This window comes from Litorisediminivivens sp. KMU-197 (genome assembly GCF_056858395.1).
Window position 1 is genome coordinate 738,519 of record NZ_JBXEQG010000001.1, and the last position, 17,107, is coordinate 755,625.

The following is a 17,107-nucleotide window of genomic DNA, read 5'->3' on the forward strand; positions in this document are numbered from 1 at the left end:
GTCGGGGGCGGCGTTTTCATTGCGCCGTCGGAAATATCCCGAGCCCGTCCAGCACCGCGCGCGCGGCCCGTTCCCCTGGCGGATCGCTGTCATTTCCCAGCCGCTGCATAGTCAGTGCCATGGCATCCGCTTGCGTGTCGGGATTGTGGGCCAGCGCGATCAGGGCCTGGGCAATGTCTTCGGGTATGCAGTTCCGGCCGATGAATTCGGGGACTGCGCGGGTTTCAGAGACCAGATTGACCAGCGTAACGGTATCAATGCGCAGAAGCCGTGGAATGATCTGCCGCGACAACCAGCTCATGTCGTAAGCGATCACCATGGGCGTACCCGCGGCCGCAAGCTCGAGCGAGACGGTGCCGGATGCCGCCAAAGCCAAATCGGCAGCACGGAAGGCCGCTCTTTTCTCGGCCTGGGCGTCGGCTGCGGTGCCATCGAGGACCAGCACATCCCCGGGCCAGCTTGAGATTTCCGCACGCACCAGATCGACGACCGGAGCCGCCGCTGGCACGACGACGCGGATGTCATCCCGATGTTGCCGAATGTGCCCCATCACGTCGGCGAAGATCGGCCCCAGCCGCAAGACTTCGCTCTTGCGCGATCCGGGAAGGGCCAGCAGCAACGGCGCATCACCCAGTCCGTGGGCTTCGCGGAAGGCGGTGGCTTCGGCCTCGGTTGCGACAGGGTCGGTCACCACCGGGTGCCCCACGAAATCGCAGCGCATCCCGGCGGCTCGCATATAGGGGGGCTCGAACGGCAGAAGCGCCAGCACATGGTCGATGTGGCGGGCCATTTTCGCGGCCCGGCCCGGACGCCAGGCCCAGACGGTCGGCGCCACGTAGTGCACAGTGCGGAGATCGCTTTTCGACTTCACGATCTTCGCGACGCGCAGGCAGAACTCGGGCAGGTCGATGGTGATGAGCACGTCGGGTTGCGCCGCGACGACCGCGTCCGCGGCCTGCACCACGCGAGCCTTGAGCGCGCCGTATTGAGACAGGATCTCGGCCACGCCCATGACGCTGATGTCGTCCATCGGGAATATGCTGGCGAGGCCCTCCTCTTCCATCCGTGGACCGCCGACCCCGATGAAGTCTAACTCGGTGTCCGGCAGCAACCTGCGGAAGCCCTGCATCAGCGCCGCGCCCAGCTTGTCGCCCGAAGGTTCGCCCGCGATCAGGAAGATGCGCATCTCAGCTGTCGTCGGCGAGGATGAAGGTGCCGGTCGTCTCCGCGGCCGTGATCAGCGCGTCTCGCTCGATCAGCACCACGCGGTTGGCGGCGATGACGATGCCGTCGAGGCCGGCTGCCGCGGCATTCGCGACGGTGTAGGGGCCTATGGCGGGCATGTCGACGCGCAGGTCTTGCCCGGCCTTGGGACGCTTGACCAGCACGCCGCCTGTGCCCCGCAGGGTCGCCGGGGTCTCGGCAACGAAACGAAGCATGGCGTCGGTGCCCTGTTGCGTCTCGATCCCGAGTGCGAGACCGTTGGCCACCACCGCGCCCTGCCCCACATCCAGCGGTGAGAGCGCCAGCAGAATATCGGTAGCCCGCGCGATATCGGCCTGGTTCTGCTCGGTCGGCGTCTGTCCGGCAAGAAGACCCGGCGCCGCCGTGAGGCCCGGCAGCAATTCATGCGCACCGATGACGTCGAAGCCGTTCTCTTCGAATACCCCGATCACCAGGCGTGCCAGCGCATCGTCCCCGCCCTGCAGGGCCGCCAAAAGACGCGGGGCGAGCGCGGCCATGAAGGGATCGAACTGCGCCGGATCGAGCGGAGGCCGCCCGACCCCGCCTGCCAGAACCACCCGCGTGACGCCGCGCGCCCTGAGATCGTCCAGAAAACCTCCGAAAGCCTCAAACCGGTGGTGCGCATCGACCCGGGGCAGCGGTGCTTCGACACCCTCGAAGGTGATGCAGACCGCGTCGGGATGTGCCGTGGCCAAGGCCGCGGGCATGGTGCCGCTGCCCGCCAGGATTGCCAGCTTGCCGCCCATCGCCCTAGCCGCCCGGGGTCAGGTAGTGCCGGTCACTCTGCCCCAGCACGAAGTCGACGATCTGGCGGACATGTTCGTTGTCGCTGTCGTCACCCAGGGCGCGGGCGCGTTCCACGAAAGAGCCTTCGCCCTTCGAGAGCCGCTGGAACGCCGCGCGCAGCTCGGAGATGTCCGCACGGCTCAGCCCACGACGTTTGAGACCGACGAGGTTCAGCCCGTCGAGACGGCCGCGCGGGGCCTGCACCAGCCCATGCGGAATGACGTCGTTGGTGACCATGGTAACCGCGCCGATGATCGCGCCACGGCCGATGCGGACGAACTGATGCACGCCCGACAACCCGCCGACGATCACCTCGTCGCCCAGCACGCAATGGCCCGCCAGCGCGGCGTTGTTGACGATGATCACGCGGTCGCCGATCTGCACGTCATGCGCGACATGGCAGCCTGCCATGAACAGACCGTCATCGCCGACACGGGTCAGGCCGCCGCCGCCCTCGGTCCCCGTGTTCATCGTCACGTGCTCGCGGATGCGGTTGCGCTTGCCGATCACAAGGCGGGTCTTCTCGCCGGCGAATTTGAGATCCTGCGGAATCTCTCCGATCACCGCAAAGGGAAATATCACGGTGTCCTCGCCGATGTCGGTCACGCCCGAGACGACAACGTGGCTTTTCAGCTCCACCCCCGGCCCCAGCGTCACGTCGGGCCCAACATGGCAGAACGGACCGATGCGACAGCCGGGGCCGATCTGGGCACCGGGCTCGATCACGGCGCTGGGATGGATGACGCTTTCGGCCATCAGGAGGACATGTCCACCATGGCCGAGAATTCGCATTCCGCCGCCATTTCGCCATCGACCGTGGCCTTGCCAGCAAATTTCCAGACCTTGCCGCCGGGCTTGCCGCGCAGGGTTGTGACCTCCATTTCCAGCACGTCGCCGGGTATCACCTTGCGCCGGAACTTGCACTTGTCGATCGACATGAAATAGATCAGCAGGTCGGTTCCCACCAAGTCCGCTCCGACCCCGATCATGACGCCGGAGGTCTGGGCCATCGCCTCGACAATTGTGACGCCGGGCATGATCGGCACGCCGGGAAAGTGGCCCTGGAAGTGGGGCTCGTTCATGGTGACGTTCTTGATGCCACGCGCCGATTTGTAGCTGTCGATGTCGACCACCTTGTCCACCAGCAGAAACGGATAGCGGTGCGGCAGGATCTTCTGGATCAACTGGATATCCGCGCTTTGCAGGGCTTCGGTCATGGCGTTTCCTCTATCGGTCATGGGCAGCGGCGCGGCCGGCGCTCCTTGTGAAAACCCCTAGCAACCGACGCGCGTCGCGGCAAGCATTTGCGCAGGCAAGCTATTCCTGCGGCAGGGCTTCGGGATCGAGGGTGTCATCGGTTTCAGGCGGCGTATCCTCTTCGCCGACCTCGCGCGCGGCCACCGCCGCATCAAGCCTGCGAGCGGCAAGCGCGGTCACGTCGATGCCGTCGTTGAACACGACAAGGTTGCGTTTCTCGACGATGATCAGCGCACCGGTGTCGAGCATGAGCTTGCCGACGATGGGAAGCGCCGCCTGGCGAAAGCGCAGCTCCTCCTCGGATTGCTCACGGTTGAGGGCCATCGCCTTTTCGTCCTGCTCGGCCCGGAGCCGCTGCACCTTTTCGTCGAAGGCGTCCGCGAGGTCGCGAAATTCCTCGGCGGACAATTCGCTGCGCTGCCGGGTGAGCTGCTTTTCCTCAGCCGCCATTTCGGCATCGATTGCAGCGATCTCCTCGGCAAGCGCCCGACGACGCTCTTCCAGCGCGGTCTGAATGCGCTGGCCGTAGTCCGAGACCTGAAACAGCTCATCGAAGTCGATCACCAGGATCGGACTGCGCAGGCCCTGGGCAGGGTCCTGCTGTTGTTGCGCCAGCGCCGGAACGGTCCACACGAGCGCAAGCATCGCGGCGACGCGTGCCAGCCAGCCGGTCATTGCCTTGGGGGCCTTGTCAGAAGTCGGTCGCAATGGTGAATTCGAAGAGCCGGTCTTCGTCGAACTCTTCCTTCTGCAACGTCCTGGTGAAGTTGAAGCGCAGCGGACCGATGGCGGTGGTCCAGAACAGCGAGGCCCCGATCACGTGACGCGCCGAGGCGTCCTCGCCCACGACGCTGTGGCCGGCGGTGGTCGTCGTGGTATCGTCCAAACCCCAGAGCGCGCCGACGTCGTAGAACAGACCGCCCGACAGACCGTATTCCTCTGGCAGACCCAGCGGGAACTCGGCTTCGAACCGTGCCACGGCGAAATAGTTGCCGCCTAGCGGGTCGTTCACGCCCGGCCCGATTTCGCGCGGTCCGAGACCGCCGGGTTCGAACCCGCGCATACGGCCGGAGCCGAGGCGGAACCTGTCCACCACGCGGCTACCCTCGTCGCCTTGGGTCCAGAGTGCGCCGCCCTCGAACACCGCGCGCAGGGTGACCTCTTCGTTGCGCACCTTCTTCTGCGCAATCGCGCGCGCCGTGCTGGACACCGATGTCACATCGCCGCCGACACCGTTGAAATCCTGCGAAAATTCCAGACGGACGCCGGCCGTCGGGTCAAGCCCGCGGTCGATGGTGTCATAGCTGTAGGTGTAGCCGATCCCGCTGGTATAAAGCCCGCCCCGCGCGACCTCGGCGCCGATGATATCACCGACGCTGTCGCCGGCATTGCGCATTTCGTTATAGCGCAGCCCGTAACGGGTTTGCAGGGTGCTGTATTCGGCGACCGGGAACGTCAGGCTGGTCGAAAAGAAACCGGTGGTGGTGTCGAAGCTGTCGTCATACTGGTTGTCGGTCTCGGAATAGCCAAGGGATATGCCGAACCGGACGTCACGGTTCAGGAATGCGGGTTCAGCGAAGCTGAACGAATAGTTGGAAGTGCCCGATCCGGTCGAAAAGCTGAAGGCCAGCTGCTGACCCCGTCCCAGAAAGTTGCGCTCCCGGAACGAGATGTTCGCGCCGACGCCACCGTCGGTGGAATAGGACCCGCCGAAGCCGATCGAGCCGGTCGGTGTCTCTTCGACATCGACATCGACGATCACCTGATCGGGCGAGGAACCTTCCCGCGCCTCTACGTCGGCGGAGGAAAAGAACCCCAGCGCGCGGATCCGCTCGGCGGATTCCCGGATTTCACGCGGATTGAAGGGATCGCCCTCGACCACCTTGAACTGCCGCCGCACGACGCGGTCCAGCGTTGTGGTATTGCCCTCGATGTCGATCCGCTCGATGAAGACGCGCTGTCCGCGGCTGATGACGAATTCGATGTCCAGTTCCAGCGTCCGCTCATTGCGTGTCACGCGGGGTTCGACCCGGATAAAGTTGAGGCCCTTCTTGTTGGCCAGCCGTTCCATGCGCGCGATTTCGTTCTCGACGAGCGCGGGTGAATAGGTCACGCCCTGACGAATCTTGATGATATCGGCGAAATCGTCGGTATTGACCCCGGTCACGTCCGAGACGACGGACACATCGCCAAAGGTGAATTTCTGACCTTCCTGAACGTTGAAGCTGATGAAATAGCCGTCGCGTTCCTCGGTCAGCTCGGCATTCACCGAATGGATGATGAAATCGACATAACCGCGAGACTGATAGAAATCGGTCAGCACCTGCCGGTCGAAGGCAATGCGGTCCTGAACAAAGTTGTCGCGGCGGATGATGGCGCGGAACAGGCCCGCCTGCTTAGTTTCAAGAACGCGGCGCAGGCGCCGGTCGGAGTACTGCGAGTTGCCGACGAAGGAAATCCGCTCGACCTCGACCACCCCGCCTTCGAGAATTTCGAACACCAGGTCGACACGATTGTCCGAGCGGCGGATCAGTTTCGGGGTGACCCGCGCCGAGACGCGTCCCTGCTCGGAATAGGCCTGAACGATCAATTGAGCGTCGCGTTCAGCCTCGGCGGCGTTGAAAACCCGGCGGGATGCAGACGTGACCAGTCCGGCCAGATCCTCATCCTTGAGCCGCCGGTTGCCTTCAAACACCACCCGGTTGACCGTCGGGTACTCGACAACGCGGATGACCAGCGTGTTGCCCGACGGGACAATGTCAACGTCCTCGAAAAGACCGGAGGCGATGATGCGCTGGTAGGCGTCGTTCAACTGTGCCGCCGAGACGGTCTCACCGCGTGCGATTCCGGCATAGCTGAGAATGGTCGCGGGCTCGACGCGGACATTACCCTCGATACTGACCTGGCTGAAGGTATAGCTCTGTGCCAGCGCCGGGTCCGGTATGACGGTTGCCTGAACGACGACGGTCGCAACCCCCGCAAACAGAACGGATTTAACCGATTTCATTGCCGCGCTGCGAACAGCCGGCGCTCCCACTCGAATATGCATGCGCCAATCCGTAAACTTCCCTCATCTTGGTGAGTATCGGGATCATTCCGGGTTGTCAAAAGCAAGCAACCCCGCGAAGGCGGGTTTTTTCAGAGTGTGACCACAAAATGTGGGTCTTTTCAGAGAAGGGACGCCAGATATCCGGACAGGCCCAACGCGCCGGTCAGGGTCACGATGAACAGGATACGGTCGGTGTTGAGGTGCGCTATCAGCCGCAAACCCCGGTAGCCTTGGGTAAGTGTCTGCATCTTTCCGCTCTCTCTTGCGTGACGTGTTGCAGGACACCTAGCAAAGGATTCTGGCAGGATTAGGGCATCTGCCCCAGCCAAAATGACGCAACCGAACACGATAAGGCCGGTGGCGGCGGAGATTTCCGCCGACGCCCGCTCGTCACGGGCAGAGCACCAGATCGTTGCCGATCGAAAAGACCATCACCGCAAGCACCAGCGCCAGACCGATAGCCATCAGCACGTTGAGCACCTTGTCATGCGGGGGCCGGCCTACCACAGCCTCGTATGCATAGAACACAAGGTGGCCGCCATCGAGCACCGGGATCGGGAACAGGTTCAGCAGGCCCACCGCCGCAGACAGCACAGCCACGAACCACAGGAAGTTCGACGTGCCCTGCGCGGCCATCTGGCCCGAGGTCTCGGCAATGCCCACCGGTCCCGACAGGTTGCAGGTCGAGATCTGGCCAGTGATGATGTGCCACAGCCCCGAAATCGACGCCTCCATGATCGCATATGTCTGCACGACCGCGCCGGTGACCGCGTCGCCCAGGCCGGGCGTCGAACGGGCGGGTTCGAAGAACACGCCACCGACAATACCGACGCGCCAATGGTTCACGAAGCCGCCCTCGGCACCCGGTTCGTCGACGCTTCGCGGGGCAAGGGCAAATTCCAGCACCTCGCCGTCACGCCAGACCTCGAGCAGAAGCGCCCTGCCCTCCGAGCTTTCGACCGCCTGCTTGACCTGCTCGAACGATGCGATTTCCTGCCCGTCCACACTGGTGATCACATCGCCCTGCTCCAGCCCGACGTCATAGGCGGCAGAGCGTGGCACCAGCCGTGTGATCAGCGCGGGATAGGGATAAGGACCGGTGACGGTCATTTCCTCGCCGTCGCGGCGGACACGATACGCAAGGTCATTCTCGTACGGCAGCGCCGTGACGAGGTCATCGAAGGCCGTGCGGTCTTCGATTGCGGGCACCTCCCGCCCCTCGATGGCCAGCAGCACGTCGCCTTCCTGCAACTCCTGCGTCGTGGGCATGGGACGCAGGTCGCCGACGGTCAGCGGCTCGGAAATCTCGCCGCGCGATAGCAGCAGCACGGCGAACAGCAGCACCGCGAGGATGAAGTTGAAGACTGGCCCCGCCGCCACGGTCAGCACCCGCGCCCAAAGCGGCGCGCCCGCCATGGTCGACCGGCGCTCGGCCTCGGTCATGCCCTGCATCGCAGTGTCGTCAGTGGTGGCCGAGGCTGCATCCGCATCGCCCCGGAACTTGACATAGCCGCCGAGCGGCAGCGCCGCCACCTGCCAGCGCGTGCCGTGCTTGTCGACGCGCGAGAACAGCACCGGACCGAAGCCCAGCGAAAACACATCCGCCTTGATCCCGGACCAGCGGCCGACGATGTAGTGGCCGTATTCGTGGATGGCAACGATGATCGACAGGGCGACCACGAAAGCCACCAGCGTGAACAAGGTGCCACCGAATTGCGGGATCAATTGTGCGATATCCAAGCTGCCCTACCCTTTGTTTCCCTACGTCCTGTCGGAGATGACGTTATCCGCCTCTTGCCGTGCGAGATGGTCCAATCGCGCGACGTTATCAAGTGTCATTGCGGCGTCAATGAGGCCCGCGCGGCCTGACAATCGGGTGAGGACCTCTTCCACGACCGTTGCCATGTCGAGAAATCCGATGTCGCCCCCAATGAACCGGTCGAGGCTGCGTTCCTTCGCGGCATTGAAGGCGGCACCGCAGAGGCCGCCGGTTTCCATGACCTCGCGGGCAAGTCTCAACGCGGGGTAGCGCTTGTCATCCGGAGCGCGGAAGCTGAGCGTGGCGATCTGCGCGAGGTCCAGCCGTTCCACTGGAAGCGCCTGCCGTGCCGGATAGTGCAGCGCGAAGCCGATGGCATGGCGCATGTCTGGCGGGCCGACGTGGGCCATCAGCGCGCCGTCACGAAACCCAACCAGAGCATGGATCAGGCTTTCAGGGTGCACGAGCGCTTCGATCTGGCTGGGATCAAGGCCGAAAAATTCCCGCGTCTCAATCAGTTCCAGCGCCTTGTTGAACATCGATGCGCTGTCGATGGTGATGCGCTGGCCCATATTCCAGTTGGGGTGCGTCGCCGCCTGCGCCGGTGTGGCTTTGGCCAGATCCTCAAGCGGCCAGTCGCGGAAGGCGCCACCCGAGGCGGTGATGATGACCCGCTCGACTGCGGCGATGTCTTCGCCTAACAAGGCCTGAAACACGGCAGAATGTTCGCTGTCCACCGGAAGCACCCGACCGCCATTCCGACGCGCGGTCTCTGTCACCAGCGAACCGGCGCAGACCATGCTCTCCTTGTTGGCCAGCGCCAGTGTCGCGCCCTGCTCCAAGGCGCGCAGCCCGGGCGCCAGCCCGGCCGCGCCGACAATGGCCGACATCACCCAGTTGGCCGGACGCGAGGCCGCCTCGATCAGCGCCGCCTCGCCCGCCGCCACCTCTATGCCCGTTCCTTCCAGCATCGTGCGAAGGTCGCCGAGGCAGTCTTCATGCGCCGTCACGGCGACCCGAGCCTTCAACCGCCGCGCATCGCGCGCCAATTGCGCGACATTGCGGCCGCCGGTGAGAGCCACCACGTCATAGCTTTCCGGCGCGCGGGCGATCAGGTCGATTGTGTTCTGTCCGATGGATCCCGTGGCGCCGAAAATCGACACTTTTCTCATGGAGTTGCACCAACGGTCGGGAAGGCGATGATCTGTTCGACCAGCAGCAGGAAGAGCGCCGCGCCAAGCATCCCGTCGAAGCGGTCCAGCAGCCCGCCATGGCCGGGGATCAGCGAGGAACTGTCCTTGACGCCCACGCGTCGCTTCATCGCGCTTTCGGCAATATCGCCCATCTGCGACGCCATCGAGATGGCGATGCTGACGCCCACGACATTGGCCCCCGACAAGCCGCTGAGCCAGAAGATCAGGCCTACGATCGCCGCGCCGACCCAGCCGGCAACGGTGCCCGACCATGTTTTCTTAGGGCTCACGCGGGGCCAGAACTTGGGTCCGCCTATCATTCGGCCGGCGAAATAGCCTGCCACGTCGGTGACGACGACAACAATCACCAGCCACAAGAGCCACGTCAGGCCGAAGTTCAGGCGCAACGCCACCATGCCGAACCCTGCCAGCAGGATCGCAGTGCCGAACGGCATGAAAAGCGCGCGGTGACGCTTCAACTGGCTGAGACCGACGAAGGCGGGCGCCATCAGCAAGGGCAGCGCAAAGCCGGGGGGGATCAACCCCGCCACCAGCAGGCAGCCGCCCGCCAGACCGCCGAGCAACAGCGCCACCTGCTGTGTTCCGCCGATCATGCGCGCCAATTCCCAGATCATTGCGCCGCCGATCAGCGCAACGAGTGCACCGAACACCCAACCTCCGATCCAGATCGCCAGCAATCCGACAGCGATCATCACCACGGCGGAGCCGAGCCGCGCCACGAGGTCATCCCATTTCTGCGAAGCTGCCATCGCTCAGACCCTCACAGCGCCAAAGCGGCGATCGCGGCGGCCATAGGCACCGACCAGCCGGCCGAACTCCTCGGCCGAGAAATCCGGCCAGAGCGTGTCGATGAATTCATATTCCGCATAGGCGGACTGCCACAGCAGGAAATTCGAAACGCGCGCCTCTCCGCTGGTGCGAATGACAAGGTCAGGATCGGGCAAAACACAGGTGTCCAGGTACTTTGGCAGGGTTTCCTCATCCACATCCGCCGGATCGAGCCGGCCATCCTTGACGTCCTGCGCCAGCCGTTTGGTTGCGCGGGCGACCTCATCCCGGCCTCCATAGTTCAGCGCGATGGTCAGGTTGGTGCCCGTGCAATGCTTGGTGGTTTCCTCGGCATCGTCCATGAGCGCGCGCAGCTTGGCGTCCAGCCGCAGCCGGTCGCCGATGAAGCGGACCTGCACGTTTTCCTTACGAAAGGCTTCCATCTCCTTGTGGATGTAGCGCCGGAACAGGCTCATCAACCCGGCCACCTCGGTCTGGGTGCGTTTCCAGTTTTCGGTCGAGAAGGCGAAGATGGTCAGGTATTTGACGCCGAACTCCGGGCAGGCCTCGACGATCTCGCGCACTCTTCTCGCGCCGGCCTGGTGGCCGAAGAGCCGTGGCCGGTGGCGCATCTGCGCCCAGCGGCCGTTTCCGTCCATGATGATCGCCACATGGCGCGGGCCCTGTCCTTGGCCAAGGTCTTTCTCGTCGCGCGCCATATGGGCTCCTGCTCAGGTTCGCATGTCGGGATGCTCACAGGGCCGAAGCCCTGCAGCCGCTCAGACCTGCATGATCTCGCCCTGCTTGGTCTCGAGCGCGGCATCCACCTTCTTGACGTAGGTGTCCGTCAGCTCCTGCACAGCGCCTTCCCAGAATTTCTGGTCGTCTTCGGAGAGCCCGTCGGCCTTCGCCTTCTTGATCTGCTCCATCCCGTCGCGGCGGACGTTGCGGATCGAGACGCGAGCGCTTTCGGCATATTGGCCGGCAACCTTGGTAAGATCGCGGCGGCGTTCCTCGTTCAACTCAGGGATCGGCAGCATGATGATCGTGCCATTCAGCTGCGGGTTGATACCCAGTCCGGATTCGCGGATGGCCTTCTCGACCTTGCCGACCAATCCCTTGTCCCAGACGTTGACGGTAACCATGCGCGGCTCGGGCACGTTGACGGTGCCAACCTGATTGATCGGCGTCGGGCTGCCATAGGCATCGACCATCACCGGCTCGAGCATCGAGGCCGAGGCCCGCCCGGTCCGCAGCGAGGCAAATTCAGTGCGCAGGCTGGCCATCGCGCCTTGCATGCGGCGTTCAAGATCGTCGGTATCGAGAATGAAATCGTCGGACATGTCTGCTTGCTCTTTTCCTGTCTGGCAGCCTGTTGGCGTCGGTATACACCGGCGCTCCCGTTTTGCACAGATGCCGCCGGGTTTCAAATGTCACGGTCATTTGCGGAGGAATTTGCCCGACAGGAAGCCGACTTGCCCGGTGGGCGTCCGCACCTCGTACCAAAAGGCGTTGTCATCGTAGCAGGCATCCAGCAGAGCCTGCTCGGCGCTTGACAACGCGGCATCGGTGGCGCGCCCGCAGAGTTCTGCACAGGCGGGGGAAATGCCGGCGAGGTCGGGCGCCATGCCCGCAGTGATCTGCACCGGCGTATCGCGGGCAACCTCTTCCAGAATGGGGCCGCCAACAGTGGCCTGCGGCCGCAGGTTGGTGAAGCTCTGCACATTGGTGATGAAGGCGTTGCCGGTATTTGCGGCGCACTGCGCACGGAATGCCTCGGCCTTGCCGGTGACGTCGAAAGCCGCATCCTGCGCAACGTCCGACGGAGAGAGGCCGGGAATGCGCAGAACGGTTGCCCCGCGATCGGGATCGGACGGTTGCGGTGGAGCCGGGCCGCGCGAAGCCACCGTGCCATCCCCGTCACGGGTCGCGGCCACACTGGCCAGTGGCGTGTTCGGAGGCAGGAAGGCGCGGGCGTCGGTATCGATCAGGTCCATGCGGTCGGTTTCGTCCGGGGTGTAACAATCCTGCCGGCCGATCACGAGCCCTTCGTCGCCCAGCACTCCACAGCCAAACAGTGCATTCTCGCGGTCGTCGAGCGGCCAATATTGCAGCAGGCAGTAGTGCTCTGCGTCGTTGGCCATGGGGCCGTAGACCTCATAAGCCGGATCGCGTTCGAACTCCGGCAGTTTGCGCACGGCGGTTTCGTCAAAGTCGAACGGCGTCGGGTCATAGCGCACCTGCCAGATCGCGAGGTTGGTGCAAGCGTGCCAAGCGGCGACAGGCGTCAACGTCGGCGGCAGGTCGAGACCGTCGACATCGATACGCCAGCGCGCAGACTGTCCCGTCGTGCGGATGAAGAAGATGTCGCCGCCACGGTCGGCAAAGATCTCGGTCAGCAGGTCCGGGGGCATGACCGTCCCGGTTTCGGTGCGCTGGCTGGCGATTTCAATCAGCCCGATGGTCGCGTCGAGTGCCTCGGCGAATTCAACCGTGGCATCATCGCCCTTCAGACGAAACTGCGGCCTGACGAACCCGAGCCGAGCGGTTGCATGCATGACACGATTGGCAAAGCGGCGGGCAACGACATCCGGTTGGAAGTCGTCATAGTAGACCCGGCTGCCGGTCAAGAAGAGGATGGCACAGCTTCCCAGACATTCCTGCCCGGCCTCGATCCGCGTGCCGATCCCATGTTCGCGCAAAATATGGCCCATGCGCAGGGCCTCGGACAGCGATCCGTCGCCGCCGGAGAGGCAGAGGAACTGCTCCTTGGTGTCGCCCTCGCCCAATGTGAAAGCGTCGAGGTGGTCCGTCAAACCGTCCGCATCGCCGGGCGCAAGAGATCCGTCGAATCGAAGCTGGCAGGCACCCGGCGTGCCGGCATCGAACGTGCCCGCCTGAGCTGCACCGGACAAGCAAATGAAAAGCAGAAAGAAAACGAACCGCACGCTGAAAATCCCACGCAAAGTATTCCGTAACAATAGCCGCAAACCGGCGTCTTCGCCAGTCTGCGGCCATCGGAGAAGGTCATCAGTTACCTCAAATGGGATAGACCGCGAAAGCCTGGCCTGCACCTCCGAGACCGATCAATAGTCGGTGAAGCCTGACTGGCAAAAGCCTAGCGATAGAGCAACGACACCCCGTTTGCGAACAGGTGCACCTTGGCCGGATCAGCCGTCAGGCGCACGGTCTTGCCGCGAACGTCGGTGTGAATACCCTGCAGCTTGCCGATGACCGCTTCGCTGTCGCCCTGCTTCTCGAAATAGAGCAGCGTGACCTCGCCCAAGGCTTCTATGATATCGACTTTGCCTTCGAAAATGGCCTCGCCCTCGGTCTCGACGAAATCCTCGGGCCGGACGCCGACATTGACCATCATGCCCATGTCGCCTTCGCGCGTCGGATACTCCGACAGCGCGATGCCGCCATCGGCCATTTGCACGCGGGTCTGCGCCCCGGTGCTGACAACCTGGCCGGGCAGCAGGTTCATGGCCGGCGATCCAATGAACTGCGCCACGAATTCGCTGTTGGGCCGCTCGTAAAGCTCCAGCGGGCTGCCCACCTGAGCGATCCCCTTGTTGGCCAGCACCACGATCCGTGTCGCCAGCGTCATCGCCTCGACCTGGTCATGGGTGACATAGATCATCGTGGACTCGGGCATCTGCTCCTTCAGCTTGGCAATCTCGATCCGCGTCGCCACCCGCAGCGCGGCGTCGAGGTTCGACAGCGGTTCATCGAACAGATAGACCTTGGGGTCGCGCACGATCGATCGGCCGATGGCGACACGCTGACGCTGACCGCCCGACAGTGCCTTGGGCAGACGGTCGAGGTAAGGTTCGAGTTGCAGAAGCTTTGCGGCGCGTTCCACCGCCGTGTCGATCTCGGCTTGCGGCTTCTTGGCGATCTTCAGCGCGAACGACATGTTCTCGCGCACCGTCATATGCGGATAGAGCGCGTAAGACTGGAACACCATGGCGATGCCACGCTGGCTGGGCGGCACGTCGTTGACCACCTGCCCGTCGATCTCCAGCGTGCCCGAGGTGATCTTCTCCAGCCCCGCGATCATCCGCAGAAGCGTGGACTTGCCGCAACCCGAGGGCCCGACAAAAACCACCAGTTCGCCGGTAGTGATATCGAGGTCGATGTTGTTGAGCACATTGACCGCGCCCGCGTAGGTTTTCTCGACATCGGTCAACTTGAGATTGGCCATGGGTCTGTCTCCTTCGGGCGTTATCGTTTGCGGGCGAGCGCGGGCTGCCACGGTCCAAGATGCAGCTTGCCGTCGGGCTGAGGCGCGGCAGAGCCCAGCTCCTGCCCGATCTGCATCCAGTCGCCCTCGGGCATGTCGATGGCGCCGGGCTGGTCGCTCAGATTGAAAGCGCAGAACAGCGTTTCATCCTTGTGGCTGCGGACGAAACAAAGCACATCGCCAGTGGCGGTAATCTCGCTATGGGCGCCCTTGACCAGCGCTGTGTGGGCGTGCCGGAAGGAAAGCGCCAGCCGGTAATGGTGCAGGACCGCATCAGGCGTAATCTCCTGATCGGCGACCGACAGGCGCAGATGCTCGCGGCTGACAGGAAGCCAGGGTGTGCCGTCGGTGAAACCGCCGTTCTGGTTCGAGGGGTTCCAGACCATCGGCGTGCGGCAGCCGTCGCGACCCTTGAATTCAGGCCAGAACTCGATGCCATAGGGGTCCCGCAGGTCTTCGAAAGCGACCTCGGCCTCCGGCAGGGCCAATTCCTCACCTTGGTACAGGCACACCGAGCCGCGCAGGCAGTGAATAAGCGTCGCATAGGCCTTGGCCGCCTGCGGTGTGAGTCCCCAGCGGGTGACATGTCGCGGCACATCGTGATTGGAAAACGCCCAGCAGGGCCAGGCGTCGGGCGCGACCTCGTCCACCGCCGTCAGCACGTCGACCACCCGCTGCGCCGTCAGATCCTTGCCCGACAGGAAGTCGAAGGCATAGCACATATGCGCCTTGTCGCCGCCCGAGGTGTATTCACCCATGATTTCGAGTCCGCGCTGCGCATCGCCCACCTCGCCCACCGCCGTGGTGCCGGGGTATTCGTTCAGCAACGCTCGAAACCGGCGCAGGAAGTCGAGGTTCTCGGGTTGGTTCTTCGAATGGATGTGAAGCTGGTAGTTGTAGGGGTTCACCGACGGCGCGATCGAGGCGTTGCGCATCTCTTTCGGCAATGGAGGATTGTCGCGCAACTGCTTGTCATGGATATAGAAATTGATCGTATCTAAACGGAAGCCATCGACACCGCGGTCCAGCCAGAAGCGCACGCTGTCCAGCAATGCGTCCTGCACCTCGGGGCAGTGGAAGTTCAGGTCCGGCTGCGTGGTCAGGAAGTTGTGCAGGTAGTATTGCTCGCGCCGGGTGTCCCATTGCCAGCCGGAACCGCCGAAGATCGACAGCCAGTTGTTTGGCGGCGTGCCATCCTCCTTGGGGTCGGCCCAGACGTACCAGTCGGCCTTGGGGTTGTCGCGGCTCTGCCGGCTTTCCTTGAACCAGGCGTGCTGGTCAGAGGTGTGCGACAAGACCTGGTCAATCATCACCTTGAGACCCAGATCATGCGCCGTCTGCACCAGCACATCGAAATCCGACAGCGTGCCGAACATCGGGTCGACGTCGCAATAGTCCGAAACGTCATAGCCGAAGTCTTTCATCGGCGAGGTGAAGAAAGGCGAGATCCAGATCGCGTCTACCCCGAGCGATGCGATATGCGGCAGGCGGCTGGTGATGCCGTTCAGGTCGCCGATCCCGTCGCCGTTGCTGTCCTGGTAAGAGCGCGGGTAGATCTGGTAGATCACGCCGCCGCGCCACCAGTCCTGATCTTCCTGTCGGGAAGGTTTCATCTGAATATCCGTATGAAGGGTCATTATTTCACCGATCCGGCCAGCAGGCCGCGTACGAGGTAACGTTGCATTGCGAAGAAGACGATCAGCGGCACTACGATCGAGACGAAGGCCGATGTCGCAAGGATTTCCCACTGCCCGCCGCGCGAGCCCATCAGGTTGACCAACCGGCCGGTGAGGATCAGCGTCTCGTCATCCGTGCCGAGGAAGACCAACGCCACAAGCAGGTCGTTCCATGTCCAGAGGAACTGGAAGATCGCGAAAGAGGCCAGCGCCGGGAAGCTGAGCGGCAGAATGATCTTGGTGAAGATCTGAAACTCCGAGGCGCCATCGACGCGCGCGTTTTCGATGATGTCGCGCGGCAGTCCGACCATGTAGTTTCTGAGCAGGTAAATCGCCAGCGGCAGGCCAAAGCCGGTGTGCGCCAGCCAGACGCCGAGATAGCCTTTGCCGATGCCCACTGCGTTGTGAAGTTGAAGCAGCGGGATCAACGCCAGCTGCAACGGAACCACCAGCAGGCCGACCACGGTCGCAATCAGCAGGGCGCGCCCCGGAAAGTCCATCCAGGCCAGTGCATAGGCAGCGAAGGCCGCCACGAGGATCGGGATGATCGTCGCCGGGATCGCCACCGTCAGCGTGTTGATGAAGGCCCGCGAAATGCCCGCCCCCGCGGTATCCGAGGTGAGCACGTTGACGTAGTTGTCGAGCGTGAACTCGGGCGGTGTGGACGCGGTGGTGAAGACCCGCGGCAGGCGTTGCCCCTCCCAGCTTTCCGGTCCGGAAAGGCGGTAATCCCCGGTTGCGTCCAGGGTCAGGGTCTCGCCATCGCCCAGATCCGCGGTATCGCCGGCGGCATAGGCGGTGGGCGCGCGGGACGACGTTCCCCAAGCGGTCACCGTGGTGGCGCTGTCGGGAAACAGGTTTCCCTCGATCACGTAAAGGTCGGCGTCCCGCGTTTGCTCACCCGCAAGCCGTATCGCCGGCAACTGCTGTTCCTGCGTGGTAAGCGAAGCCCACCATCCCGACGACGAAATCTGGTCGGACGTGCGGAACGAGCTGACCAGCAGTCCCAAAGTCGGGAACACCCACGCCAGCACCAAAAGCAGCACCGCGATGTGGACCGCCCATGTCAACGTCGATTTCTGTCCTGCGATATTGTCCATGTCCCGG

General features: G+C 63.5%; 16 protein-coding genes. All 16 read right to left on the minus strand.

Annotation, left to right across the window (positions count from 1 at the left end; genetic code table 11):
- Positions 1-16: 16 nt before the first annotated feature.
- Entirely contained in the window at positions 17-1,186 is a 1,170-nt protein-coding gene (gene lpxB / locus AC04PT_RS03535) for a lipid-A-disaccharide synthase (protein ID WP_482872127.1), read from the minus strand.
- Position 1,187: 1 nt separating this feature from the next.
- On the minus strand, positions 1,188-1,991 hold the full coding sequence (locus AC04PT_RS03540) for an LpxI family protein (protein ID WP_482872128.1): 804 nt from the start codon (positions 1,989-1,991) through the stop codon (positions 1,188-1,190).
- 4 nt (positions 1,992-1,995) lie between these two features.
- On the minus strand, positions 1,996-2,787 hold the full coding sequence (lpxA, locus tag AC04PT_RS03545) for an acyl-ACP--UDP-N-acetylglucosamine O-acyltransferase (protein ID WP_482872129.1): 792 nt from the start codon (positions 2,785-2,787) through the stop codon (positions 1,996-1,998).
- On the minus strand, positions 2,787-3,248 hold the full coding sequence (gene fabZ / locus AC04PT_RS03550; RefSeq protein ID WP_482872439.1) for a 3-hydroxyacyl-ACP dehydratase FabZ: 462 nt from the start codon (positions 3,246-3,248) through the stop codon (positions 2,787-2,789). Before fabZ ends, lpxA begins: the two co-directional genes overlap by 1 nt.
- Positions 3,249-3,348: 100 nt before the next feature.
- A complete protein-coding gene (locus AC04PT_RS03555; RefSeq protein WP_482872130.1) occupies positions 3,349-3,963 on the minus strand; it encodes an OmpH/Skp family outer membrane protein in 615 nt (204 codons plus the stop codon).
- A 16-nt stretch (positions 3,964-3,979) separates the two neighbouring features.
- Complete coding sequence (gene bamA, locus AC04PT_RS03560; protein ID WP_482872131.1) at positions 3,980-6,295, minus strand: outer membrane protein assembly factor BamA; 2,316 nt, start codon at positions 6,293-6,295, stop codon at positions 3,980-3,982.
- A gap of 161 nt (positions 6,296-6,456) precedes the next feature.
- Positions 6,457-6,585 (minus strand): hypothetical protein, encoded by a 129-nt coding sequence (locus AC04PT_RS03565; protein ID WP_482872132.1) that lies wholly within the window; start codon positions 6,583-6,585, stop codon positions 6,457-6,459.
- A 142-nt stretch (positions 6,586-6,727) separates the two neighbouring features.
- Entirely contained in the window at positions 6,728-8,077 is a 1,350-nt protein-coding gene (rseP, locus tag AC04PT_RS03570; protein ID WP_482872133.1) for an RIP metalloprotease RseP, read from the minus strand.
- Positions 8,078-8,098: 21 nt separating this feature from the next.
- Entirely contained in the window at positions 8,099-9,268 is a 1,170-nt protein-coding gene (gene dxr / locus AC04PT_RS03575; protein ID WP_482872135.1) for a 1-deoxy-D-xylulose-5-phosphate reductoisomerase, read from the minus strand.
- Entirely contained in the window at positions 9,265-10,059 is a 795-nt protein-coding gene (locus tag AC04PT_RS03580; protein ID WP_482872136.1) for a phosphatidate cytidylyltransferase, read from the minus strand. The genes dxr and AC04PT_RS03580 overlap by 4 nt, the downstream gene beginning before the upstream one ends.
- A 3-nt stretch (positions 10,060-10,062) precedes the next feature.
- Positions 10,063-10,797 carry an isoprenyl transferase gene (locus AC04PT_RS03585; RefSeq protein ID WP_482872137.1) on the minus strand — a complete coding sequence of 245 codons (735 nt, stop codon included), beginning with the start codon at positions 10,795-10,797 and terminating at the stop codon, positions 10,063-10,065.
- 60 nt (positions 10,798-10,857) lie between these two features.
- Positions 10,858-11,421: a ribosome recycling factor gene (frr, locus tag AC04PT_RS03590; RefSeq protein WP_482872138.1), complete on the minus strand. Its 564-nt coding sequence runs from the start codon at positions 11,419-11,421 to the stop codon at positions 10,858-10,860.
- Between the two features lie 96 nt (positions 11,422-11,517).
- Positions 11,518-13,152 (minus strand): hypothetical protein, encoded by a 1,635-nt coding sequence (locus tag AC04PT_RS03595; protein WP_482872139.1) that lies wholly within the window; start codon positions 13,150-13,152, stop codon positions 11,518-11,520.
- A gap of 44 nt (positions 13,153-13,196) precedes the next feature.
- A complete protein-coding gene (locus AC04PT_RS03600) occupies positions 13,197-14,285 on the minus strand; it encodes an ABC transporter ATP-binding protein (RefSeq protein WP_482872141.1) in 1,089 nt (362 codons plus the stop codon).
- A gap of 20 nt (positions 14,286-14,305) precedes the next feature.
- On the minus strand, positions 14,306-15,961 hold the full coding sequence (gene bglA / locus AC04PT_RS03605) for a beta-galactosidase BglA (RefSeq protein WP_482872142.1): 1,656 nt from the start codon (positions 15,959-15,961) through the stop codon (positions 14,306-14,308).
- A complete protein-coding gene (locus AC04PT_RS03610; protein ID WP_482872143.1) occupies positions 15,961-17,100 on the minus strand; it encodes a carbohydrate ABC transporter permease in 1,140 nt (379 codons plus the stop codon). The genes bglA and AC04PT_RS03610 overlap by 1 nt, the downstream gene beginning before the upstream one ends.
- Positions 17,101-17,107 lie beyond the last annotated feature (7 nt).

Bases quoted from the DNA above. Each gene is read 5' to 3' on its own strand.
- AC04PT_RS03540 (WP_482872128.1), bottom strand. From the start codon at position 1,991: ATGGGCGGCAAGCTGGCAATCCTGGCGGGCAGCGGCACCATGCCCGCG.
- fabZ (WP_482872439.1), bottom strand. From the start codon at position 3,248: ATGACCGAAGCCCTGCAAAGCGCGGATATCCAGTTGATCCAGAAGATC.
- bglA (WP_482872142.1), bottom strand. From the start codon at position 15,961: ATGACCCTTCATACGGATATTCAGATGAAACCTTCCCGACAGGAAGAT.
- AC04PT_RS03610 (WP_482872143.1), bottom strand. From the start codon at position 17,100: ATGGACAATATCGCAGGACAGAAATCGACGTTGACATGGGCGGTCCAC.
- lpxA (WP_482872129.1), bottom strand. From the start codon at position 2,787: ATGGCCGAAAGCGTCATCCATCCCAGCGCCGTGATCGAGCCCGGTGCC.
- frr (WP_482872138.1), bottom strand. From the start codon at position 11,421: ATGTCCGACGATTTCATTCTCGATACCGACGATCTTGAACGCCGCATG.
- AC04PT_RS03600 (WP_482872141.1), bottom strand. From the start codon at position 14,285: ATGGCCAATCTCAAGTTGACCGATGTCGAGAAAACCTACGCGGGCGCG.
- AC04PT_RS03585 (WP_482872137.1), bottom strand. From the start codon at position 10,797: ATGGCGCGCGACGAGAAAGACCTTGGCCAAGGACAGGGCCCGCGCCAT.
- AC04PT_RS03580 (WP_482872136.1), bottom strand. From the start codon at position 10,059: ATGGCAGCTTCGCAGAAATGGGATGACCTCGTGGCGCGGCTCGGCTCC.
- AC04PT_RS03555 (WP_482872130.1), bottom strand. From the start codon at position 3,963: ATGACCGGCTGGCTGGCACGCGTCGCCGCGATGCTTGCGCTCGTGTGG.
- lpxB (WP_482872127.1), bottom strand. From the start codon at position 1,186: ATGCGCATCTTCCTGATCGCGGGCGAACCTTCGGGCGACAAGCTGGGC.
- bamA (WP_482872131.1), bottom strand. From the start codon at position 6,295: ATGAAATCGGTTAAATCCGTTCTGTTTGCGGGGGTTGCGACCGTCGTC.
- AC04PT_RS03565 (WP_482872132.1), bottom strand. From the start codon at position 6,585: ATGCAGACACTTACCCAAGGCTACCGGGGTTTGCGGCTGATAGCGCAC.
- dxr (WP_482872135.1), bottom strand. From the start codon at position 9,268: ATGAGAAAAGTGTCGATTTTCGGCGCCACGGGATCCATCGGACAGAAC.